Annotated in this window: 14 protein-coding genes and 1 pseudogene; 12 read left to right on the forward strand and 3 right to left on the reverse strand. The window is 67.2% G+C overall.

Translation table 11 applies throughout. The features are described 5' to 3' along the window. Positions 1 to 4: 4 nt before the first annotated feature. The 9 genes and pseudogenes from ACZK2V_RS02655 to ACZK2V_RS02695 all read left to right on the forward strand — a co-directional run bounded on the left by ACZK2V_RS02655 (position 5) and on the right by ACZK2V_RS02695 (position 10,894). Positions 5 to 1,263 (forward strand): annotated as a pseudogene (locus tag ACZK2V_RS02655) (RNA polymerase sigma factor). A gap of 107 nt (positions 1,264 to 1,370) precedes the next feature. Continuing rightward, positions 1,371 to 2,567: a hypothetical protein gene (locus ACZK2V_RS02660; protein WP_049463531.1), complete on the forward strand. Its 1,197-nt coding sequence runs from the start codon at positions 1,371 to 1,373 to the stop codon at positions 2,565 to 2,567. Beyond that, the gene (locus ACZK2V_RS02665; protein WP_032128768.1) at positions 2,558 to 3,658 is read left to right on the forward strand and encodes a hypothetical protein; all 1,101 of its coding nucleotides are present in this window, start codon (positions 2,558 to 2,560) and stop codon (positions 3,656 to 3,658) included. The genes ACZK2V_RS02660 and ACZK2V_RS02665 overlap by 10 nt, the downstream gene beginning before the upstream one ends. A 99-nt stretch (positions 3,659 to 3,757) precedes the next feature. Beyond that, positions 3,758 to 4,435 carry a hypothetical protein gene (locus ACZK2V_RS02670; protein WP_049398327.1) on the forward strand — a complete coding sequence of 226 codons (678 nt, stop codon included), beginning with the start codon at positions 3,758 to 3,760 and terminating at the stop codon, positions 4,433 to 4,435. A gap of 16 nt (positions 4,436 to 4,451) precedes the next feature. Then, a complete protein-coding gene (locus ACZK2V_RS02675; RefSeq protein ID WP_049463530.1) occupies positions 4,452 to 6,098 on the forward strand; it encodes a CsgG/HfaB family protein in 1,647 nt (548 codons plus the stop codon). A 551-nt stretch (positions 6,099 to 6,649) separates the two neighbouring features. After that, positions 6,650 to 8,299: a M28 family metallopeptidase gene (locus tag ACZK2V_RS02680; RefSeq protein WP_049460669.1), complete on the forward strand. Its 1,650-nt coding sequence runs from the start codon at positions 6,650 to 6,652 to the stop codon at positions 8,297 to 8,299. 212 nt (positions 8,300 to 8,511) lie between these two features. Beyond that, positions 8,512 to 9,771 (forward strand): sensor histidine kinase, encoded by a 1,260-nt coding sequence (locus ACZK2V_RS02685; RefSeq protein ID WP_010484138.1) that lies wholly within the window; start codon positions 8,512 to 8,514, stop codon positions 9,769 to 9,771. Beyond that, positions 9,761 to 10,531, forward strand: coding sequence for a LytR/AlgR family response regulator transcription factor (locus ACZK2V_RS02690; protein ID WP_032128763.1), 771 nt, complete (start codon positions 9,761 to 9,763; stop codon positions 10,529 to 10,531). The genes ACZK2V_RS02685 and ACZK2V_RS02690 overlap by 11 nt, the downstream gene beginning before the upstream one ends. A gap of 18 nt (positions 10,532 to 10,549) precedes the next feature. Further along, positions 10,550 to 10,894, forward strand: a complete 345-nt coding sequence (locus tag ACZK2V_RS02695; protein WP_032128762.1) for a hypothetical protein — start codon at positions 10,550 to 10,552, stop codon at positions 10,892 to 10,894. Positions 10,895 to 10,933: 39 nt separating this feature from the next. On the opposite strand, the gene ACZK2V_RS02700 is transcribed toward ACZK2V_RS02695, so the two are convergent. Continuing rightward, the gene (locus ACZK2V_RS02700; RefSeq protein ID WP_032128761.1) at positions 10,934 to 11,548 is read right to left on the reverse strand and encodes a hypothetical protein; all 615 of its coding nucleotides are present in this window, start codon (positions 11,546 to 11,548) and stop codon (positions 10,934 to 10,936) included. Between the two features lie 309 nt (positions 11,549 to 11,857). On the opposite strand from ACZK2V_RS02700, the gene ACZK2V_RS02705 reads away from it, so the two are divergent. Further along, complete coding sequence (locus tag ACZK2V_RS02705; protein WP_049460666.1) at positions 11,858 to 12,787, forward strand: oxygenase MpaB family protein; 930 nt, start codon at positions 11,858 to 11,860, stop codon at positions 12,785 to 12,787. Positions 12,788 to 13,015: 228 nt separating this feature from the next. On the opposite strand, the gene ACZK2V_RS02710 is transcribed toward ACZK2V_RS02705, so the two are convergent. After that, positions 13,016 to 13,603 (reverse strand): TetR/AcrR family transcriptional regulator, encoded by a 588-nt coding sequence (locus ACZK2V_RS02710; RefSeq protein ID WP_486322915.1) that lies wholly within the window; start codon positions 13,601 to 13,603, stop codon positions 13,016 to 13,018. 133 nt (positions 13,604 to 13,736) lie between these two features. Between ACZK2V_RS02710 and ACZK2V_RS02715 the strand changes: the two genes are divergently transcribed. Then, positions 13,737 to 14,951, forward strand: coding sequence for an MFS transporter (locus ACZK2V_RS02715; protein WP_049460663.1), 1,215 nt, complete (start codon positions 13,737 to 13,739; stop codon positions 14,949 to 14,951). Next, positions 14,948 to 16,120: an MFS transporter gene (locus tag ACZK2V_RS02720; RefSeq protein ID WP_049460662.1), complete on the forward strand. Its 1,173-nt coding sequence runs from the start codon at positions 14,948 to 14,950 to the stop codon at positions 16,118 to 16,120. Before ACZK2V_RS02715 ends, ACZK2V_RS02720 begins: the two co-directional genes overlap by 4 nt. Before the next feature lie 354 nt (positions 16,121 to 16,474). On the opposite strand, the gene ACZK2V_RS02725 is transcribed toward ACZK2V_RS02720, so the two are convergent. Further along, entirely contained in the window at positions 16,475 to 18,586 is a 2,112-nt protein-coding gene (locus ACZK2V_RS02725) for a M13 family metallopeptidase (RefSeq protein ID WP_032128756.1), read from the reverse strand. Positions 18,587 to 18,685: the final 99 nt, after the last annotated feature.

Here is an 18,685-nt window from a genome sequence, read left to right on the forward strand (position 1 = left end):
GCGCATGCTCGAGCCCGCACTGACGCAGCGTCTGGAAACCCTCTGGCGGATGGAGTCGCCGGTGTTGATCGCGCGCCTGGCGCGGCTGCTCGGGGGCGATGTCGGCCGCGCCGAGGAGCTGGCCCAGGACACCTGGCTGGCCGCGCTGGAGCGCTGGCCGGAGCAGGGCATCCCGGACAACCCCGGAGCCTGGCTGATGACCACTGCGCGCAACCGTGCCATTGATGTACTGCGCCAGCACCAGCGGGTGGCGCAGCAGCATGCGCAGTGGGGCGAGGAACTGCATCCGGCGCCGCTGCCGGCGCCCGACGACAGTCAAGCGCTGGAAGATGATCTGGGTGACGACCTGCTGCGGCTGATGTTCGTGGCCTGCCATCCGGTGCTGCCGGCCGATGCACGGGTGGCATTGACCCTGCGCCTGCTCGGTGGCCTGACCACTGTCGAGATCGCGCGCGGTTCCTGCAGCCCGAGCCGACCATCGCCCAGCGCATCGTGCGCGCCAAGCGCACCTTGGCGCAGAAGCAGGTGCCCTACGAGGTCCCGCGTGCTGACGCGATGCCCGAGCGGCTCACTTCGGTGCTGGAGGCGATCTACCTGGTGTTCAACGAAGGCTATGCGGCCAGTGCCGGTGATGACTGGATGCGTCCGGCGCTGTGCGAGGAGGCATTGCGGCTCGCGCGCATCCTGGCGCACCGGCTGCCGGTGCCGCCGGTGCTGGGCCTGCTGGCGCTGATGGAGCTGCAGGCCTCGCGTGCCGCGGCACGGACCGATGCGCAGGGCGTGCCGGTACTGCTGGACCAGCAGAACCGCGCGCTGGGACTGGCTGCAGATTGAACGCGGGCAGCAGGTGCTGGCGCGGCGCTGGCCGCCGGTGGCGCTGATGATCCCTATGTACTGCAGGCGCGTATCGCAGCGTGCCATGCAGCGGCGCGCCGCCCCGAGGATACCGACTGGCCGCGCATCGCAGCGCTCTATACGCAGCTGCTGCAGGTGCAGCCCTCGCCGGTTGTTGCATTGAACCGGGTCGTGGCGGTGCTGCGCAGTGACGGTGCCTTCGCGGCGTGGGCGCAGCTGCAGCCGTTGCTGGTGGACGCGCGACTGCGCGAGTACGCGCCGCTGCAGGTGGTGCGCGGGGAGTTACTACAGGCGCTGGGGCGCGACCTGGACGCACGTCACGCTTTTGCGGAAGCCGCCAGACTCAGCCAGAACCAGGCAGAGCGGGGCCTGCTGCGGCAACGGGCCGGCCTGCCTCCCACGGAGTGACCTCGACGAAGGCAGCACTTGTCGGCGGGCCCGCGAGCCGTTATGTTTCGCGCCCAGCGGACGCGTCAGCGTCCACTTTCCATGCGTATTGACCGAGGAGCGGTTGGATGTATTCAAGGACGAAGAGCGCATCGCGCGCTTTTGCGCGCCTGCTTGCCTGTGCCCTGTGCCTGGCCGTATGGCCGATGGCCGTGCAGGCGGCAGACAAATCACAGCAGGCCTATTGGGCCGGTTTTGCCTATACCGCTGATGCCGCTGCCGTGCAGGCGACCACGCCGCATGCGCACGCCGTGCTGGAAAAGCGTGGCTTGATCCCGCTCAACCAGACCCTGGGGCAGGGGCTCAAGCGTCGCCCGCCGGCCAATCTGGAACTGATCGACCAGCCGGTGGCGATGCTCGACGGCACCACCAGTGCGACAGTGCTGGCCGCGGCACTGGACCGCGAACTGGTCTCGGTCGAGCCGATCGGCGACCAGTACAAGGTGCTGGTGGAAGTGGCGCTGCAGGCGCTGTTCTTCGATTTCCGCGAGCGCCAGGTGATCGCGTCCTATCCGCTCACCCTGCAGCGCATCGATGTGCAGGATTACCGCCCCGACAACGACGATATCGATGCGATCGTCGCCGATCTGCTGTACGGCAACGCTGCGACCAGCCTGTCGCAGGTACTGGCCGCCAGCCTCGCCCAGGCCAAGCTGCCCGATGCCGCCGTGCGTCGCCTGCAGGTCGGTGGCGTAACCCTGTCCGACGCGGTCCGCGCCAAGCTGCCCGACCCGAAGTGGGAAGCCCCGCTGCGCGCCACGCTGGCCCATGAGCTGTCCAAGACGCTGTCGTCCAATACCGGCGTCGGCCTGCTGCCGCCGGCCTCGGGCCAGGCGATCGGTGGTGCGATGGCGGCGCGCTTTGCCGACGGCAAGGTCTACCAGCTGAAGATTCCCGAGCCGGACTACGTCATCAACCTGCAGGTGGATGCGCTGAAGAACGGCGTGATCGAAGAAACGCCGGCGATGAAGACGATGCTGTTCGGCGCGTTCTTCACCGCCAAGGTGACCGAGCCGTTCTCCGGCAAGGTCTATTTCGAACAGCCGCTGCGCAAGGGTGCCACCAAGGTGGTGCCGGTCACGCAGTGGCAGGTCGACCAGTGGTCGGCCAGCTACGAAACCCTGCTGGCCGGCTTCGACGCCTTCGCCGGCGCCGCCGCCAAGCGCGCCGATTCGCGCGGCTGGCTGGACGAACAGAAGCCGGGCGGCCGCCCGTTGCAGCAGCAGACCCAAGCCCTCCAGGAGTTGATCAAGTCATGTCGTTGATGCGTACCATCCTGCTCATCCTCATCGCCCTGGTGGTGGCCTCCCCGGTCGCTGCACAGACCGCCAGTTCACGCGGTACCGGTTCGGCCAGCTACGGCCTGCGCCTGAGTGCCGACACCCGCGCCCAGGCCCTGAACAAGGCCAAGGTCAATGCACTGGAGGCGTACATCGCCGAAACCGGTGCGGCCAAGCTGCGCCTGTTCGAAGCACGTCGCTCCGAGTTCATCGGCGAGATCGACCGCTACGTGCTCAGCGCCGTGCAGCTGTCGGACATTGAAGACAAGAAGGCCAAGACCTACACCGTCACCGTCCGCGCCGAGATCAACACCACACTGCTGCAGACCAAGCTGGATGCCGGCTCGGCCGTGGCCGGTGCCACCGCCGCGCAGCGCTCGCTGCTGACCTTCCTGTTCATGGCGCGCTCGCAGGACACCGTGCAGTCGTTCCAGGACAAGGAATACCGTCGCGTCGACGCCAGCAGCAGCTACAGCGAGAACACCCGTGAAGGCGACAGCTTCCGCGGCAACTCGGTCAGCACCAACGGCAGCATCAACCAGAATGGTTCGATGTCGGTCACCAGCGGTGGCAGCACCACCCAGCGCAGCGACAACATCAGCTGGAAGGTGGCCAACGCCGCCGAAGTGAACACCGCGATGACCGGCGCCTTCAGCGCCGCCGGCTACGAAGTGGTTGAAGCCGAATACGTGGAAGGCGAGTCGCGCGGTCTGCTCAGCATCGAGCGTATCCGCAAGGACTTCAGCACCGGCAACGACCTGGCCCCGGCCACCCTGCGTGATACCGCCAACGGCATCCGTGCGGCCAACATCCCGTACATCGCCGTCGGCACCCTCGACGTCGGCATGCGCGACCGCGACCCGGCCAGCGGCAACACCCGCGTGTTCGTCACGGTCACCGGCAAGGTGCTGGACGTGACCGGTCGCTTCCCGCGCACCGTGTCGTCGGTGGGCCCGGTGCAGTTCTCCGGTACCGGCCCGAACGAAACCGTCGCCCGTACCAACGCGCTGCAGCTGGCGGCTGAAAAGGCTGCCCAGCAGATGATCAACGAACTGAACGTCAAGGCAGTTCGTTGATCCGCCACCCCGGTGGGTGCCGAGCTCGCTCGGCATCGCCCGGGGTTACCGATTTCCCACGTGCCGCTTCGCGGCCGTCTCTCCCAAAAGGACACTCACATGATCCGCAATACCGCTCTTGTCGTGGCCATCGCGGCCGCCACCCTGTCGATGCCGGCCCACGCTGGCCTGGGCAAGCTGAAGGACCTGGCTGGCGCCGCTACCGGCACCTCCAGCAGCAGCGCCTCCAGCGCCGCCGCTCCGGACGAAGCCGCGCAGGAAGCGCTGGTGCGTCGTTTCGTCAGCTCGCAGTCGCACTCGCTGCAGGCCCAGACCTCGTTTGCCCGCGCCTTCGGCCTGGCCGAGCAGGTGCAGCTGCTGGAAGCCGAGCGCCAGGCGCTGTCGTCGGGTTCGGTCAGCGTCGATGCGATGAAGAAGTCGGTGTCGGTCAGTGAAGCTGCGCAGGCGGCGATCAACGAGCGCCAGGCCGCACAGCCGGAACTGAACGCTGAATCCAAGCAGCACTACGCCGAAGGCCTGGTCTCGCTGCTGTCCTCGGCGGCCGAAGCACAGAAGCTGGGCGGCGAAGCCAGCAACTTCACCGCCGGCATGAAGAACCTGGGCGCGACCCAGCTGGCCACCGTCGGCCGCAAGCTGGCAGCAGGTGCATGGGTGGCCAAGGAATCGCCGGGCTTCATCCAGGGCCTGTACGGTTCGACCAAGTCGGCCGTGACCTTCGCCAAGAAGAGCAAGGTGAAGGTGCCGTCCAACGCCGATTCGATGCTCGACACGCTCTGATCCGAGGCGAATCTCCATGCGTATGACCTACCGTTTGATCGGCCTGGGCCTGGCTGCCACGCTGCTTGCAGCCTGTGGCAAGCAGGACACCCCGGCCGCCGCGCCCGCCAAGGACAAGGCAACCAGTGCACTGGCCAGCAATGCGCCAGTGGAAGCAGCGCCCCTGCGTGGCACGCCGGATTTCGGCGGCATCACCCAGGTCGCGCGCGAAGCCGACGGCATTGGCAGCACCCCGGAACTGGCGGTGCTGGCGGCATTGCAGTCGGCGGTGGCGCAGGTCAACGGCGTACGCGTGGCCAGTCAGATGCAGAGCCTGCGTGCAGGCCTGCATGTGGATGTGGATGACGAACACGTCGGCGATATCCGCGCCGACGCGTTCACCCAGCAGATGATCGCCGGCTCGCAGGGCGCGGTGCTGGGCTATGAAATCCTGTCGCAGGATGAAGTGCGGCAGCTGGACGAGGAAACCATCGCCCGCGTGCGCGCCAGCGACGAAGGCTGGAGCTTCAAGGGCTCGGCGTCGGCCAGTGCCTCCGGCGAAGCATCGGCCAAGAGCGGTTCGGCCTCGGCCAGCGTCAGGGAAAGCTACGACGAGAAGGTCAACGTCGATGCCAAGCGTGGCGCCAGTTCGTTCGATTCCGACGTGACCCATCGCAGCATGCGCAGCTACTGGAAGGTGCGCGTGCGCGCACAGATTGCCCAGTACCGCGCGCCGGACGAGCAGGGCAAGCCGAAGATCGTGGTTGCCCTGCCGCGCACCAAGGCCGGCAGCTACGCCGTCGGAGACGGCCGCGTGGATGCCGATGAAGTGGCCGATGCGATCCGCGCACGGCTGTCCGACACGCTGACCCAGACCCAGCGCTTCATCGTGCTGGACCGCGAATTCGGCGACGAACTGCAGGCCGAGATCGATCACATCAACAGTGGCAACGTGCGCCTGCAGGACACCGCACGCGTGGGCCAGCAGCTGGCGACCGACCTGATCCTGATCCCGACCATCGAACGTTTCGAGTACCCGCGCAGCGTGCGCAACCTGCGCATGTCCGACCGCCAGGTGACCTCGTACTCCGGTGGCGGCCGCATTACCCTGCGCCTGATCAACGCCACCACCGGCCAGGTGGTGATGTCCGACAGCTTCGATCACCAGCTGGCCTCGACCGGCCCGAGCACCCTGCCGCGCGTGGTCAATGGCCGCAACATGGCCGCGGCGATGATGGAATCGCTGTCCGGCCAGATCGGCACCGCCATCGTCACCACGCTGTTCCCGGTGTCGGTGGTTTCGGTGGACGGAGACCAGGTGGTGCTGAGCCAGGGCGGTGACACCGTGCAGGCCGGCCAGCGCTGGCAGGCCGTGCGCCTGGGCGAAGAACTGAAGGACCCGCAGACCGGTCGCTCGCTGGGCCGCAGCGAACACCCGTGCTGCACCATCCGCATCGACCGCGTGGCTGCACAGACCTCGTACGGCACCATCGAAGACGGCGTCGACGCCATGCGCGGCGGCTTCCGTCCGGGCCAGATTGAATTGCGCCAGAAGCTGGGCAGCAAGCCGGCTGCTGCCGCTGCTGGCGCAACGGCCTCGGCTGCACCGGCTGCCGCCGCGCGCCCGGCGGCCAAGCCGAAGCCCAAGCCCGCTGCCGCCCCGGCCGAAGACCCGAACTGGTAACAGGCTCAAGCAACACACCGATGGGGTCAGAGACCGTTCCCGCTGGGAAAGGGAACTGACCCCTTCTTGTTTCCGTCCGTGTCGACCAAGGTCGACACCTACCAGCAGCGGTGTGTCGACCAAGGTCGACACCTACCAGCAGCGGTGTGTCGACCAAGGTCGACACCTACCAGCAGCGGTGTGTCGACCAAGGTCGACACCTACCAACAGCGGCGTGCCGACCAAGGTCGACACCTACCAACAGCGGCGTGTCGACCAAGGTCGACACCTACCAACAGCGGTGTGTCGACCAAGGTCGACACCCACCAACAGCAGCGGGAACCTGTCGAAGGCGGGGTGGGTCCGGTTGCGGGGGTGTAAGCGCCATGGATGGCGCGCCCAAGCCTCCAGGGACGGATTCACGGCGTCCCCCGCAACCGGACCTACCCCGCCTACCCTCAGGAACCCAGCTTTTGCTGTTGCTTCGGCCGTTGCCGTTGTTTCTGCGGGTGCAGGGCGCAGCCCTGCCGAACCCCTTACACTCCAGAAGGATTTCCCTGCTGGAGAGAGCAATGAAACGAGTAGTACTGGGCGTGCTGGCCCTTTCGGTGTCGAGCGCACTGATGGCGGCCACCCCGAAATTCGATGGCGTGCGGATCTCCGCCGACGTCAAGGAACTGGCCTCCGACGCCTACGAAGGCCGCTCCCCGGCCACCGCCGGCGAAGAGAAGACCATCGCCTTCCTCAGCAAGCAGTTCGCCGACGCCGGCCTGCAGCCGGGCGGCGACCTCAAGGACGGCAAGCGCCTGTGGACCCAGGCGGTGCCGCTGCGCAAGGGCGACATCGTCGGCGCACCGCAGCTGGCGCTGCACCAGGGCGGCAAGACCGTTGCGCTGGAACAGGGCAAGCAGATCGCCGTGCGCGCTGCCATGAACGGCGCCAGCAACGTCGACATCAGCAAGGCCCCGCTGGTGTTCCTCGGCTACGGCGTGAAGGCCCCGGAGCGCAACTGGGATGACTTCAAGGGCGTGGACCTGAAGGGCAAGATCGCCGTCGTGCTGATCAACGACCCGGACTTCGAGACCGGCCAGGGTGATTTCGACGGCAAGGGCATGACCTACTACGGCCGTTGGACCTACAAGTACGAAGAAGGCGCCCGCCAGGGGGCGCTGGGCGTGCTGATCGTGCACGAGACCGCACCGGCGTCGTACGGCTGGGCCACCGTGGCCGGTTCCAACACCAACACCATGTTCGACGTGGTGCGCGACAACCCGGCCGACAGCCACCCGCTGCTGGAAGGCTGGATCCAGCGCGACCTGGCCGTGGAGCTGTTCCGCTCGGCCGGGCAGGACTTCGAGGCGCTGAAGAAGAAGGCGCAGCAGCGCGACTTCACCCCGGTGCCGCTGACCGGCGCCAGCCTGGACGCGAAGTACGCGGTGAAGACCGAAGTGATCACCTCGCACAACGTGGCCGCACGCCTGGAGGGCAGCAGCCACCCGGACGAGACCATCGTCTACAGCGCGCACTGGGATCACATCGGCGTGGGCGAGCCCGACGCACGTGGCGACCGGATCTTCAATGGCGCTCTGGACAACGCCAGTGGCACCGCATCGCTGATCGAACTGGCCCGTGGCTTCGCCAAGGCCAAGCGCCCGCAGCGTTCGCTGCTGTTCCTGGCGGTCACCGCCGAGGAAAAGGGCCTGCTGGGTTCGGAGTACTACGCCACCCATCCGCTGTATCCGCTGGAAAAGACCGTGGCGGTGATCAACATGGATGGCATGGCGCCGTTCGGGCCGTCGCGTGATTTCGGCATCTACGGTGCCGCGCGCTTCGAGCTGCTGGACCAGCTGAAGGACGTGGCCAAGGGCTGGGATATCCGCTACACGCCGGACCCGAAGCCGGAAGCGGGCCTGTTCTTCCGCTCCGATCACTTCCCGTTCGCCAAGCGTGGCGTGCCGGCGCTGTCCTGGTCGGCCGGCCAGGACTGGGTGGACGGTGGCGTGGCCGCAGGCAAGAAGGCCTCCGAGGACTACACCGCCAAGCGCTACCACCAGCAGGGCGACGAGTGGCAGCCGGACTGGGTGTTCGCCGGTGCCGCCCGCGACCTGGAGGTGCTGTACACGCTGGGCAACCAGCTGGCCAACTCGCGCAGCTGGCCAAACTGGAGCAAGGACGAATCGTTCCGCGCCGTGCGTGACGCCAGCGCCGACCAGCGCAAGTAAGGGAATGCGCCGGGTTCGCCCGGCGCCTCCCGGGTAGTGCCGGCCGCTGGCCGGCAACCTTGTGATGCTTGTGGAGGTCATGGGGAGCCGGCCAGCGGCCGGCTCTACCAGAATGGCTTCCATCCCCGCTTTCCGGCCCTTCGTCGCAACCCGCTTGTTTGCCCGGCGGGCCGCCCTATGCTCGGCTCACCCCCTTCCTCCAAGGCGCCGCCGTGTTCGCCAGCCTCTCTCTCCTGCTTCGTCACCTGCTGGCCTGGGCTGCGGCGCTGTTCGTCGCCGGCATGGTCTGGAGCGGCATCTTCAGCGGCATGAACGATGGCCCCGGCTGGATCTTCGGCCTGCTGGCGATGTTTCTGATGATTTCCGCGCTGGGCAGCGCGATTACCCATGTACGCCGCGTCTGGCTGGTCGCCGGCCGGCTGGATTCGACCACGCTCTCCGGCCGCCAGCGCCGCCAGGTGGAACTGCCGATGGATGCCGGCCAGGCATTCTCGGTGGTGGAAGCGGCCATCGCTGAACTGCCGCGCGTTGAAGACGTGGAAAGTTCGGCCGGCAGCCTGCAGGTGCGGGCCTACGTGCGCCGCGTGGATGCCTGGAACGGCCGCCAGCCATCGCGCTGGAACCTGCCGGCACGGCTGGCGATCAAGCGCAACAGCGTGCTGGCGACGGTCACGCCGGGGCAGGGCACCAGTACCGTCACCCTGTTGTTTGAGCCGGATGCCGGCTGGTGGGCCGACCTGCTGGCACTGGATGAGGGCAGCAACTTCGAGAACGCCGAAGCGGTCACCCGCGCGATCAGCCGCCGTGTTGCCGACCAGCGTCGCGACGAGCAGGCCGCGGCCGAGCAGACCCAGGTGGAAAAGGAGCTGTCGGTGGCCCGGTTGAACCTGCTGCACGCGCAGGTGGAACCGCACTTCCTCTACAACACGCTGGCCAACGCGCAGGTGCTGACCCGCACCGACCCGGCACGTGCTGACCAGATGCTGGGCCACCTGATCCAGTACCTGCGCAGCTCGTTGCCACAGGTGGACGAATCGCTGTCCACGCTGGGCGTGGAGCTGGAGCGCACCCGTGCCTACCTGGAGATCCTGCGTATCCGCATGGGCGCACGGCTGGGGGTGGAGGTGCAGGTACCGAACGAACTGCACGGCGTGCAGCTGCCGGCGATGGCGCTGCAGACGCTGGTGGAGAACGCGATCAAGCATGGCCTGGAACCGAAGCCCGGCGGTGGCACGATCTGGATCCTGGCGCGTGGCTTCGATGACCATGTAACGGTGACGGTGGCCGACGATGGCCTCGGCTTCGGCCAGGGCACCAGCGGTACCGGCATCGGCCTGAAGAACCTGCGCGAGCGCCTGCGCCTGACCTGCGGCGAACAGGCCGGCGTGGCGATCGTCGCCAACTTCCCCAGCGGCGTGGCCGCGACCATGACCCTGCCGCAGTCGAGCAAGGAGCGCAGCCATGCCGCTTGAGGCGCTCATTGCCGAAGACGAGGAACTGCTGCGGCAGTCGCTGGTCGAGCAGCTGGGCCGGTTGTGGCCGGACCTGAAGCTGGTGGCCGAGTGCGAGGATGGCGCCAGTGCGCTGGAACAGCTGGCCGAGAAACAGCCGGACATCGCCTTCCTCGATATCCGCATGCCCGGCATCAGTGGCATTGAAGTGGCCCGTTCGCTGTCCGAACTGAGCCCGCGCACCCAGGTGGTGTTCGTTACCGCCTACGACCAGTACGCCATCGACGCGTTCGAGCAGGGTGCGATGGACTACCTGCTGAAGCCGGTCAGCGATGAGCGCCTGCTGGCCACGCGCGAACGCATCCTGTCGCGGCTGCCATCAACGCGCCAGGACGATGCCGTACTCGAACGCCTGCTTCAGCGCCTGGGGCCGTCGCAGAGGGCGGCAGAGCGCCCGCCCTTGGCCTGGATCACCGCCAGCAACGGCCGCGAGACGCAGCTGATCATGCTGGAAGACGTGGCCTATTTCCGTGCTGACAACAAGTACACCACCGTGATGACCGCGGCCGGTGAGAGCCTGCTGCGCACACCGTTGCGCGAGCTGCTGGAAGTGCTCGATCCGCAGCACTTCCGCCAGATCCATCGCTCGACCATCGTCAACATGAAGGCGGTGGCAGCGGTCAGCCGCGACGATACCGGGCGCGGGGTGCTGCGCCTGCGTGGGCGTACGGAGACGCTGGTGGTCAGCCAACCCTTCATGAGCCTGTTCCGCGGCATGTAGCCGCACCCTGGAGGCACCATGCGCCTGTTCCTGTTTGCCTGCGTTGCTGCGCTGTCGTTGGCCGGCTGCGAGAAGTCCAGCGAAACCTCGATCACCCGTACCAATGCCAACGGCGTGGACACGCTGTACAGCAAACGCACCGTGGTCGATGGCGAGGCGCGGTTCCAGTGCATCGCCAGCAGCAGTGGCCACTGCCACTACGTGGTGCTGGACCCTGCATGCAGCAGCGGGGCCGCGTGTGCCACGCCGCCGTTGCGTCGGTTCGCGGTGGCGGTGGGAAAGACCGAGGCGATGCGTGACCTGCCCAGGGGCTTCCACCAATGCGTCAGCCAGGACCCGATAGAACAATGCCACCGTGAGTGATCACGGTGGCATTGTGGGTCCCCCCGCTTCCCTGAAGGGTCAGTAGGCAGGTTGCAGTGTCAGGTCGTGGTGGTGCTCGTTCTCACCCACATGGTTCAGGCGGCCGACCAGTTCTGAGTGCTGCTTCATGCGCCCGATCTCGGTCATGATGCGGATGTCCTCATGGCGCAGCTCGCGCTTGGCGGTGACGGCCTGCTTGTAGTCCAGCACTTCCGGGTAGTGCTCGGCCAGGTCCAGTGCCTCGGCCACGTTCTCGACGCTGTCGGCCTTGGAGCTGATGCGGGCGCGGCTGTTGAAGGCCTTCATCCAACGCTCGAAACCGGCGGTGCGGTCGAACATGTTGGCCATGAACCAGATCACGAACAGGATCGAGATCCATGAGCCGAACACCACGACCACGCGGGTGAAGGTGATGTGGTAATCGTCGCGCCACAGGTAGTTGGTGATCAGCCCGAGGATCAGCAGCGAGGCCGCCTGCCAGCCGACGATCGAGGCGATCAGCCATTGGCACTTAGCCTGGGCCAGCACAGCCACTTCATCGCGGATCTGCTGCTCGCTGAGGCTGCGCCAGTGCGCGACCTGTTTTTCGAACGGGCTGCTGTAGAGCTCGTTGTCGCGAAGCAGTAGTCCCAAACCCTTGAACAAAGCAATCATGGCTGGCTCCTTGTGGAACGTGCGTCGATCAGCGTTGGACGGTGTGGCGGGTTCAGTTCTAGCACTTCCAGCGAGCCGTGCAATGGGCGCAATGCCTAGCGGCGTAAGGGTTTTGTCTGAATGGGTGAATGTTGTTGCACTGCAACATCATGGTCGCAGCCTGCGACAGGATGTCGCAGGGTGAAACGTGCTGCGGCTGCACATGAAACCGTGGCTGAGCGCGGAGACTCGCCGTCGGCGTCGTGATCGCCCAGAATCGGGGCCGACCGCGCAACCTGCGGCCGCTCTTCCGCCTTTCCTGGACCTGTGATGCCGGCTCTGCTGCAGCGACTTTCCCGCCCCGTCACCGCGCCTATCCGGCGCTGGGTGCTGGAGGCCTTCCCGCGTGGCCAGAGCGGCATCGATTACGACCACCCGCTGGGAGACCCGGGCTGGTTCGGCCCGGACAGCGTCACCTGGCGGCTGCATGCGGAATTCCCGTCGATGCTGGCCGGTGGCCTGTGTGCGCTGATGCTGCAGACCCTGCACCCGCGCGCGCTGGCCGGCGTCTACGACCACTCCAATTTCCGCCAGGACCTGGTGGGACGCCTGCGTCGCACCACCGCCTTCGTTGCCGGCACCAGCTATGCGCCCAGCGGCGAGGTGGAGGCGCTGGTGGCCAAGGTACGCCGCATCCATGCGCAGATCCGGGGCCAGACCGCGCAGGGGGAGCCCTATGCGGCGGACGATCCGCAGCTGCTGACGTGGGTGCACGTGACCGAGGCGTTTGGCTTCCTGCAAGGCTTCCGCCGCTACGGGCGCGAGGTGCCGGCGCACATCGCCGATCGCTACTACGACGAGTACCGCTGCGTGGCCGAGGCACTGGGTGCGGTGGATGTGCCACGCAGTGAAGCCGAAGTGGCCGCGTACTTCTGCGCGCGGCAGCCGGAACTGCGCGTCGACGAACGCTCGCGCGAAGTGCTGGAGGTGTTGTCCGGCGTGCGCCTGCCGGTACCGGTGCCGGGTCTGTCGCGCGAAGTGTTTCTGGGGGCCGGTGCCGCGCTGCTGCCGGACTGGGCCGAAGGCATGCTCGAGCGCAATGGCCGCCAACGGGCGCAGGCGGCCGCGTCGGCGAAGCTGATGCAGGGCATGGCGCCGCTGTTCCGCCGCGCGCTACCCGATGGCCTGGCCAGCCGCGCCTGCACGCGCATGGGCGTGCCGGTGGCGGTGTTGCGCGGGTGGCCCACCGTTCCCAGGTAGGTGCCAACCTTGGTTGGCACGCGTTTCGCGCGGTGCCGCAGAAGCGCCAACCAAGGTTGGCCTCTACCAGAGCGGATTCCGCAGTAGCTGGATCTACTGACACCTTGGTTCTGGTAGCTGCCGACCTTGGTCGGCACGCATTTCGCGCGGTGCCGAAGAAGCGCCAACCAAGGTTGGCCTCTACCAGAGCGGATTCCGCAGTAGATCCACGCCATGCGCGGATGGGCTTCACCCGGCCGACTTCAACCCACGCAACAGCATCTCCAGCGCCGCCGTCGCCTGCCGCAGGCGCTGGTCGCCATCCTCGCCCTCGGCGATCCAGAACGCGGCCTCGGCCAGGCTGCCGTAGATCAGCGACGCCAGCGCCTGCGCGTCCACCGGCGCCACCACGCCCTGCGCCACCAGATGTTCGATCAGGTGCTGCATCGAGTGCACGCAGTGGCGCTGCGATTCCGGTGAGGCACCACCCAGTACCGCGCGCGCATCGCGCAGCACAATGCGCTGGATCTCCGGCTCCAGTGCCATCTCCAGATAGGCGCGGCAACGCTGCACGAAGCCGTCCCAGGCATCATCCGCGCCATCGCTGATCGCCTGCAGACGCAGGTCGGTCTCGGCATCGAGCTGGGCGACGACAGCCGCCAGCAGACCCCTCTTGTCGCCGAAGTGGTGGTACAGCGCGCCGCGGGTCAGCCCGGCCTGGGCGGTCAGGTCGTCCATCGAGGTGGCGGCATAGCCATGCGCGCTGAACACCCGGCGGGCGGTGGCCAGCAGGGTGGCGCGGGTTTCTTCCATCTCGGCGCGGGTGCGACGAACCATCCGGAGCTCCTTACATACACAGTGCATGATTATTTACATACGGTGCGTATGAATGTAGCCTCTTATTCATACACTCTGTATGTATTGTCGTGGCGCCCAGTGCGCCAGGCAAGTCGCTGCCCTGGAGAACCTGATGGCCACCCCCTATCGCGACCTGTTCGCGGCCCCCGGCACCGCCGGCCTCGCCCTGGCCGGGCTGCTGGCACGCCTTCCTCTACCGATGACCGGTATCGGCATCATCACCCTGCTGTCCCAGCTGCGCGGCAGCTATGCACTGGCCGGTGCGGTGTCGGCCACCTTCGTGCTGACCTACGCGTTGCTGTCGCCGCAGGTATCGCGCTGGGTCGACCGGCGCGGGCAGGGCAGGGTGCTGCCGTGGGCCACCGCGGCCAGTGCGGCCGGGTTGCTGTTGCTGCTTGCGTGCACGCTGCTGGCCGCGCCGGACTGGACGCTGTTCATTGCGGCGATGCTGGCCGGTTGCATGCCCAGTGTGTCGGCGATGGTGCGCGCGCGCTGGACCGCGATCCATCGCGGGCGCCCGCAACTGCAGACCGCCTACTCGCTGGAGACGGTGTTCGACGAGGTCACCTTCATCGCCGGGCCACCGTTGTCAGTCGGATTGTCGGTAGCGGTATGGCCACAGGCCGGCGTGCTGGCTGCAGCCCTTCTGCTGGTGATCGGAGTGACCGCACTGTTCCTGCAGCGTGGTACCGAACCACCGCTGCAGCGCTGCGAAGGCGCAACACCCTCGCGCTCGCTGCTGCGGCAAGCGGAGATCCGCCTGCTGGCGTTGCTGATGCTGGCGATGGGTGTGATTGTCGGTACCGTCGACATCACCAGCGTGGCCTTCGCCGAACAGCGCGGGCAGCCACTGGCTGCCAGTTGGGTGCTGTCGGCCTATGCGCTGGGCAGCTGCGCGGCGGGCCTGCTGTTTGGTGCACTGAAGCTGCAGATCCCGTTGCCGCGCCTGTTGCTGACCGCAGCAGCGGCCACTGCATTGGCCACGCTACCGCTGCTGTGGGTCGGCAGCCTGCCTGCCCTGGCCGTTGCCGTGCTGCTGGCCGGGGTGTTCTTCGCGCCGACGATGATCGTGGCGATGTCGCTGGTCGAACAGTACGTGCCCGAATCGCGCCTGACCGAAGGCATGACCTGGTTGCTGGCCGGATTGAACATCGGCGTGGCGCTGGGCGCGGCACTGTCCGGGCAGGGTGTCGATGCGGGGGGCGTGCGCAGCGGTTTTGCTGTTGCGCTGGTGGCAGGCGGTGGCGTGCTGCTGTTCGCCGTGCTCGCGCACCGTGCACTGCGCCCGTCTGCCTCGACCACATCCCCTGAAGGAATCGTCCCGTGAGCGCTTCATCGCCTGCGCACGCCGCGCCTGTGCCTCGTCATCCGTGGTGGGCGGTTTCCGCCGTCGGCCTCGCCACGTTCTCGGTGGTCACCACCGAAATGTTGCCGGTCGGCCTGCTGACCCCGATCGCCGAAGATCTCGGCGCGTCCACCGGCACAGCCGGCCTCATGATCTCGCTGCCGGCCCTGCTGGCGGCAGTGTTCGCACCGCTGGTGGTGATCGCAGCCGGTGGCATCGATCGCCGTCGCATCCTGTGCGCGCTGCTTGCGCTCCTGCTGGTCGCCAACCTCGCGTCGGCGCTGGCACCGGGCATCGGCTGGCTGTTGGCCGCACGGGTGCTGGTGGGGTTCTGCATGGGCGGCATCTGGGCCATCGCCGGCGGTCTGGCTGCGCGTCTGGTGCCGGCTGACCGCATCGGCCTGGCTACCTCGATCATCTTCGGCGGCGTGGCCGCAGCGTCGGTGCTGGGCGTTCCGTTGGGCGCGCTGATCGGGGATGCATTGGGTTGGCGCAGCGCCTTTGCGGCGATGGCGTTGTTCAGTGCGGCGGTGATGCTGCTGCATCTGCGGGTGGTTCCCGCGTTACCTGTAAGTACATCGGCGCAGCCGCGGCAGTTCGTACAGCAGCTTGGCCAGCGCGACCTGCGGCGTGGGCTGTGGCTGACCGTGCTGCTGGTGTCCGGGCACTTCATCGCCTTCACCTACGTGCGGCCGCTGCTGACGTCCGTCTCGGGCGTGGAGGCGTCGTGGATCGGTGCACTGCTGTTTGCCTACGGCCTGGCCGGCATCGCCGGCAACTTCATCGCCGGGCCGCTGGCAGCACGCCATCCGCGCGGTACGTTGCTGGCGATCGCATCGGGCCTGCTGCTGACGCCGCTGCTGTTGCTGTGGGTGGGGGGCACGCCGAGCGGTGGCATTGCGGTGCTGCTGCTATGGGGCCTGGCCTATGGCGGCGTATCGGTGGGCCTGATGAGCTGGATGATGAAAGCGGTGCCGCAGGCCGTGGAGATCGCCACCGCCCTGTATGTAGGCGTGTTCAACATCGGTATCGCACTTGGCGCGTGGGGCGGGGGACGGCTGCTGGATGGTGTCGGGCCGTACGCCACGCTTTGGGCTGCTGCGGTGTTGGCTGCGAGCGCTCTGCTGATGGTTGCCACCACCCGCAGGTAGATCCACGCCATGCGTGGATTCCTGCTCCGTGCCAACCAAGGTTGGCACCCACCAGAGCGGGGCATTTGCCAACCAAGGTTGGCAGCTACCAGAGCGGGGCATTTGCCGACCAAGGTTGGCACCCACCAGAGCGGGGCATTTGCCAACCAAGGTTGGCAGCTACCAGAGCGGGGCATTTGCCGACCAAGGTTGGCACCCACCAGAGCGGGGCATTTGCCAACCAAGGTTGGCAGCTACCAGAGCGGGGCATGTGCCGACCAGGGTTGGCACCCACCAGAGCGGGGCATTTGCCAACCAGGGTTGGCAGCTACCGGGAAATGAAACAGGCGCCTTTCGGCGCCCGTTCCGGTTACATCACCACACCTTGACCCGCTTGTCCGGGGCCAGGTACAGCTTCTGGCCTTCCTTCACTTCGAACGCCGGGTACCAGGCGTCGATGTTGCGCACGGTGAGTGCGCGGAACTGGCCCGGTGCATGCACATCGGTCAGCAGCGAGTTGCGCAGCGCCTGCTCGCGGCTCTTGCTGCGCCACGCCTGGGCGAAGCCGAGGAAGAAGCGCTGGTCGGGGGTGAAGCCTTCCAGGGTCTGCCCCGGCTTGCCCTGCAGCGACAGCTGGTAGGCATCGTAGGCGGTACCCAGGCCAGCCACGTCGGCGATGTTCTCGCCCAGGGTCAGCTTGCCGTTCACATGCACGCCCGGGAACGGCTCGTAGCTGCTGAACTGTGCGGCCAGCGCATCACCAGCGGCGTTGAACTGCTTCAGGTCTTCAGCGGTCCACCAGTTGTGCAGCTTGCCGGTCTCGTCGAACAGCGCACCGGCGTTGTCGAAGCCGTGGCTGATCTCGTGGCCGATCACTGCGCCGATGGCGCCGTAGTTCACCGCGTCGTCGGCAGCACCGTCGAAGAACGGCGGCTGCAGGATCGCGGCCGGGAACACCAGGCGGTTCTCCAGCGGCACGTTCATCGCGTTGATGGTCTGCGGCAGCATCGCCCACTCGCTGTGGTCGACCGCCTTGCCCAGCTTGGCGATGTTGCGCTGGTACTCGAACAGTTCGGCGCGCTGCGCATTGCCCAGCGCGTCATCACGGCGGATCTCCAGGCCGGTGTAATCACGCCACTTTTCGGGGTAGCCCATGCCCACGGTCAGGCCGGCCACCTTGGCCTTGGCGCTGGCCTTGGTCTGCGGCGACATCCACGCGAGCGCGTCGATGCGCTTGGCGAAGGCGGCGATGATGTTCTTCGCCATCTCGTCCGCGCGTTCCTTGGTCTTGGCGTCGAAGTGCTTCTCGACGTAACGCTTGCCGATCGCTTCGCCGATGGCATGGTTGGCGTCGTCCACTGCACGCTTCCAGCGGTCGCTCTGCTGCGGCGTGCCGCTCAGCGTGGTGCCGTGGAAGGCGAAGCGGGCATCAGCGAATTTCTTCGGCAGGTAGGCAGCGGCGCGGTCCAGCGCGTGGAAGGCCAGGTAATCCTTCCAGACATCCAGCGGCTCGGTGGCGACCAGCTTGGACAGGCCGGCCACGGCCTTGGGCTGCCAGACGATGAAGTCCTGCTGCTTGCCCAGCGCGGCCGCGTCGAGGAAGGCGTTCCAGTCCATGCCCGGCGCCTTGGCATTGAAGTCGGCCTGGGTCCAGGGATTGGCGCCCTTGGTCACATCATTGGTTTCTTCCTGGGTGGCGTGCGCCTGCGCGATCTTCGTCTCCAGCGCGAGGATGCGCTGCGCCTTGCCCGCCGGATCGGCGACACCGGCCAGCTGCAGCATCTGTGCGATGTAGGCCTGGTACTGCTTGCGCAGCTCGGCCATGCGGCCGCCGCCCAGGTAGAAGTCACGGTCGGGCATGCCCAGGCCGCCCTGCACCAGGTAGGGCGCGTTGCGGTCCGGCTGCAGCAGGTCCACCGACACCCACAGGCCGAACAGGCGGTCGGTGTAGAAGTTGGTCGCATTGAGCAGGTCGACGTCGGCACGCACGTCGCCGCCCAGGGCACGGGCCAGCCCGGCCTTGTCGGCGATCGCATCGATGGCCTTCAGCTGCGGCTGCACCGGCGCGATGCCGTGCTGCTCGATGCCGGCTTCGTCCATGTAGGCGGCGTAGTAGTCGCCGATCAGCTTGTCGTCACCGCTGGCCTGGGTGTTGCCGGCGGCGCCTTCGAGAATGGCGCGGGTGTCGGCCAGGGTTTTCTCGGCGATGACGTTGAAGCTGCCGAAGCGCGAGCGGTCGGCCGGGATCTCGGTGTTCTTCACCCAGGTGCCGTTGGCGAAGCCGAAGAAATCATCGCCGGCGTTGATGCTGCGGTCCATGCCGCTGGCATCGAAGCCGAAGCTGCCCAGCATCGGCTTGGCGGCCGCAGGTGCGGCATCGGCAGGCGCGGCGGTGCCGGCAGCCGGATCGGCCGGGCGGTCGCAGGCGGCCAGGGACAGGCTGGCAACGATGGCCAGTGCCAGGGTGGGACGGCGCAGCTTGGACATGGACTTCTCTTGCAGCGGAAAACCCCAAGTCTAATCCGCTCCGCCCCGGCTGGCCCTCCCGTAGTGCCGCCCGCCCTGTGCGGGATCTGGCTGAACGCG

It is taken from the genome of Stenotrophomonas sp. 93052_Sma, assembly GCF_056481145.1.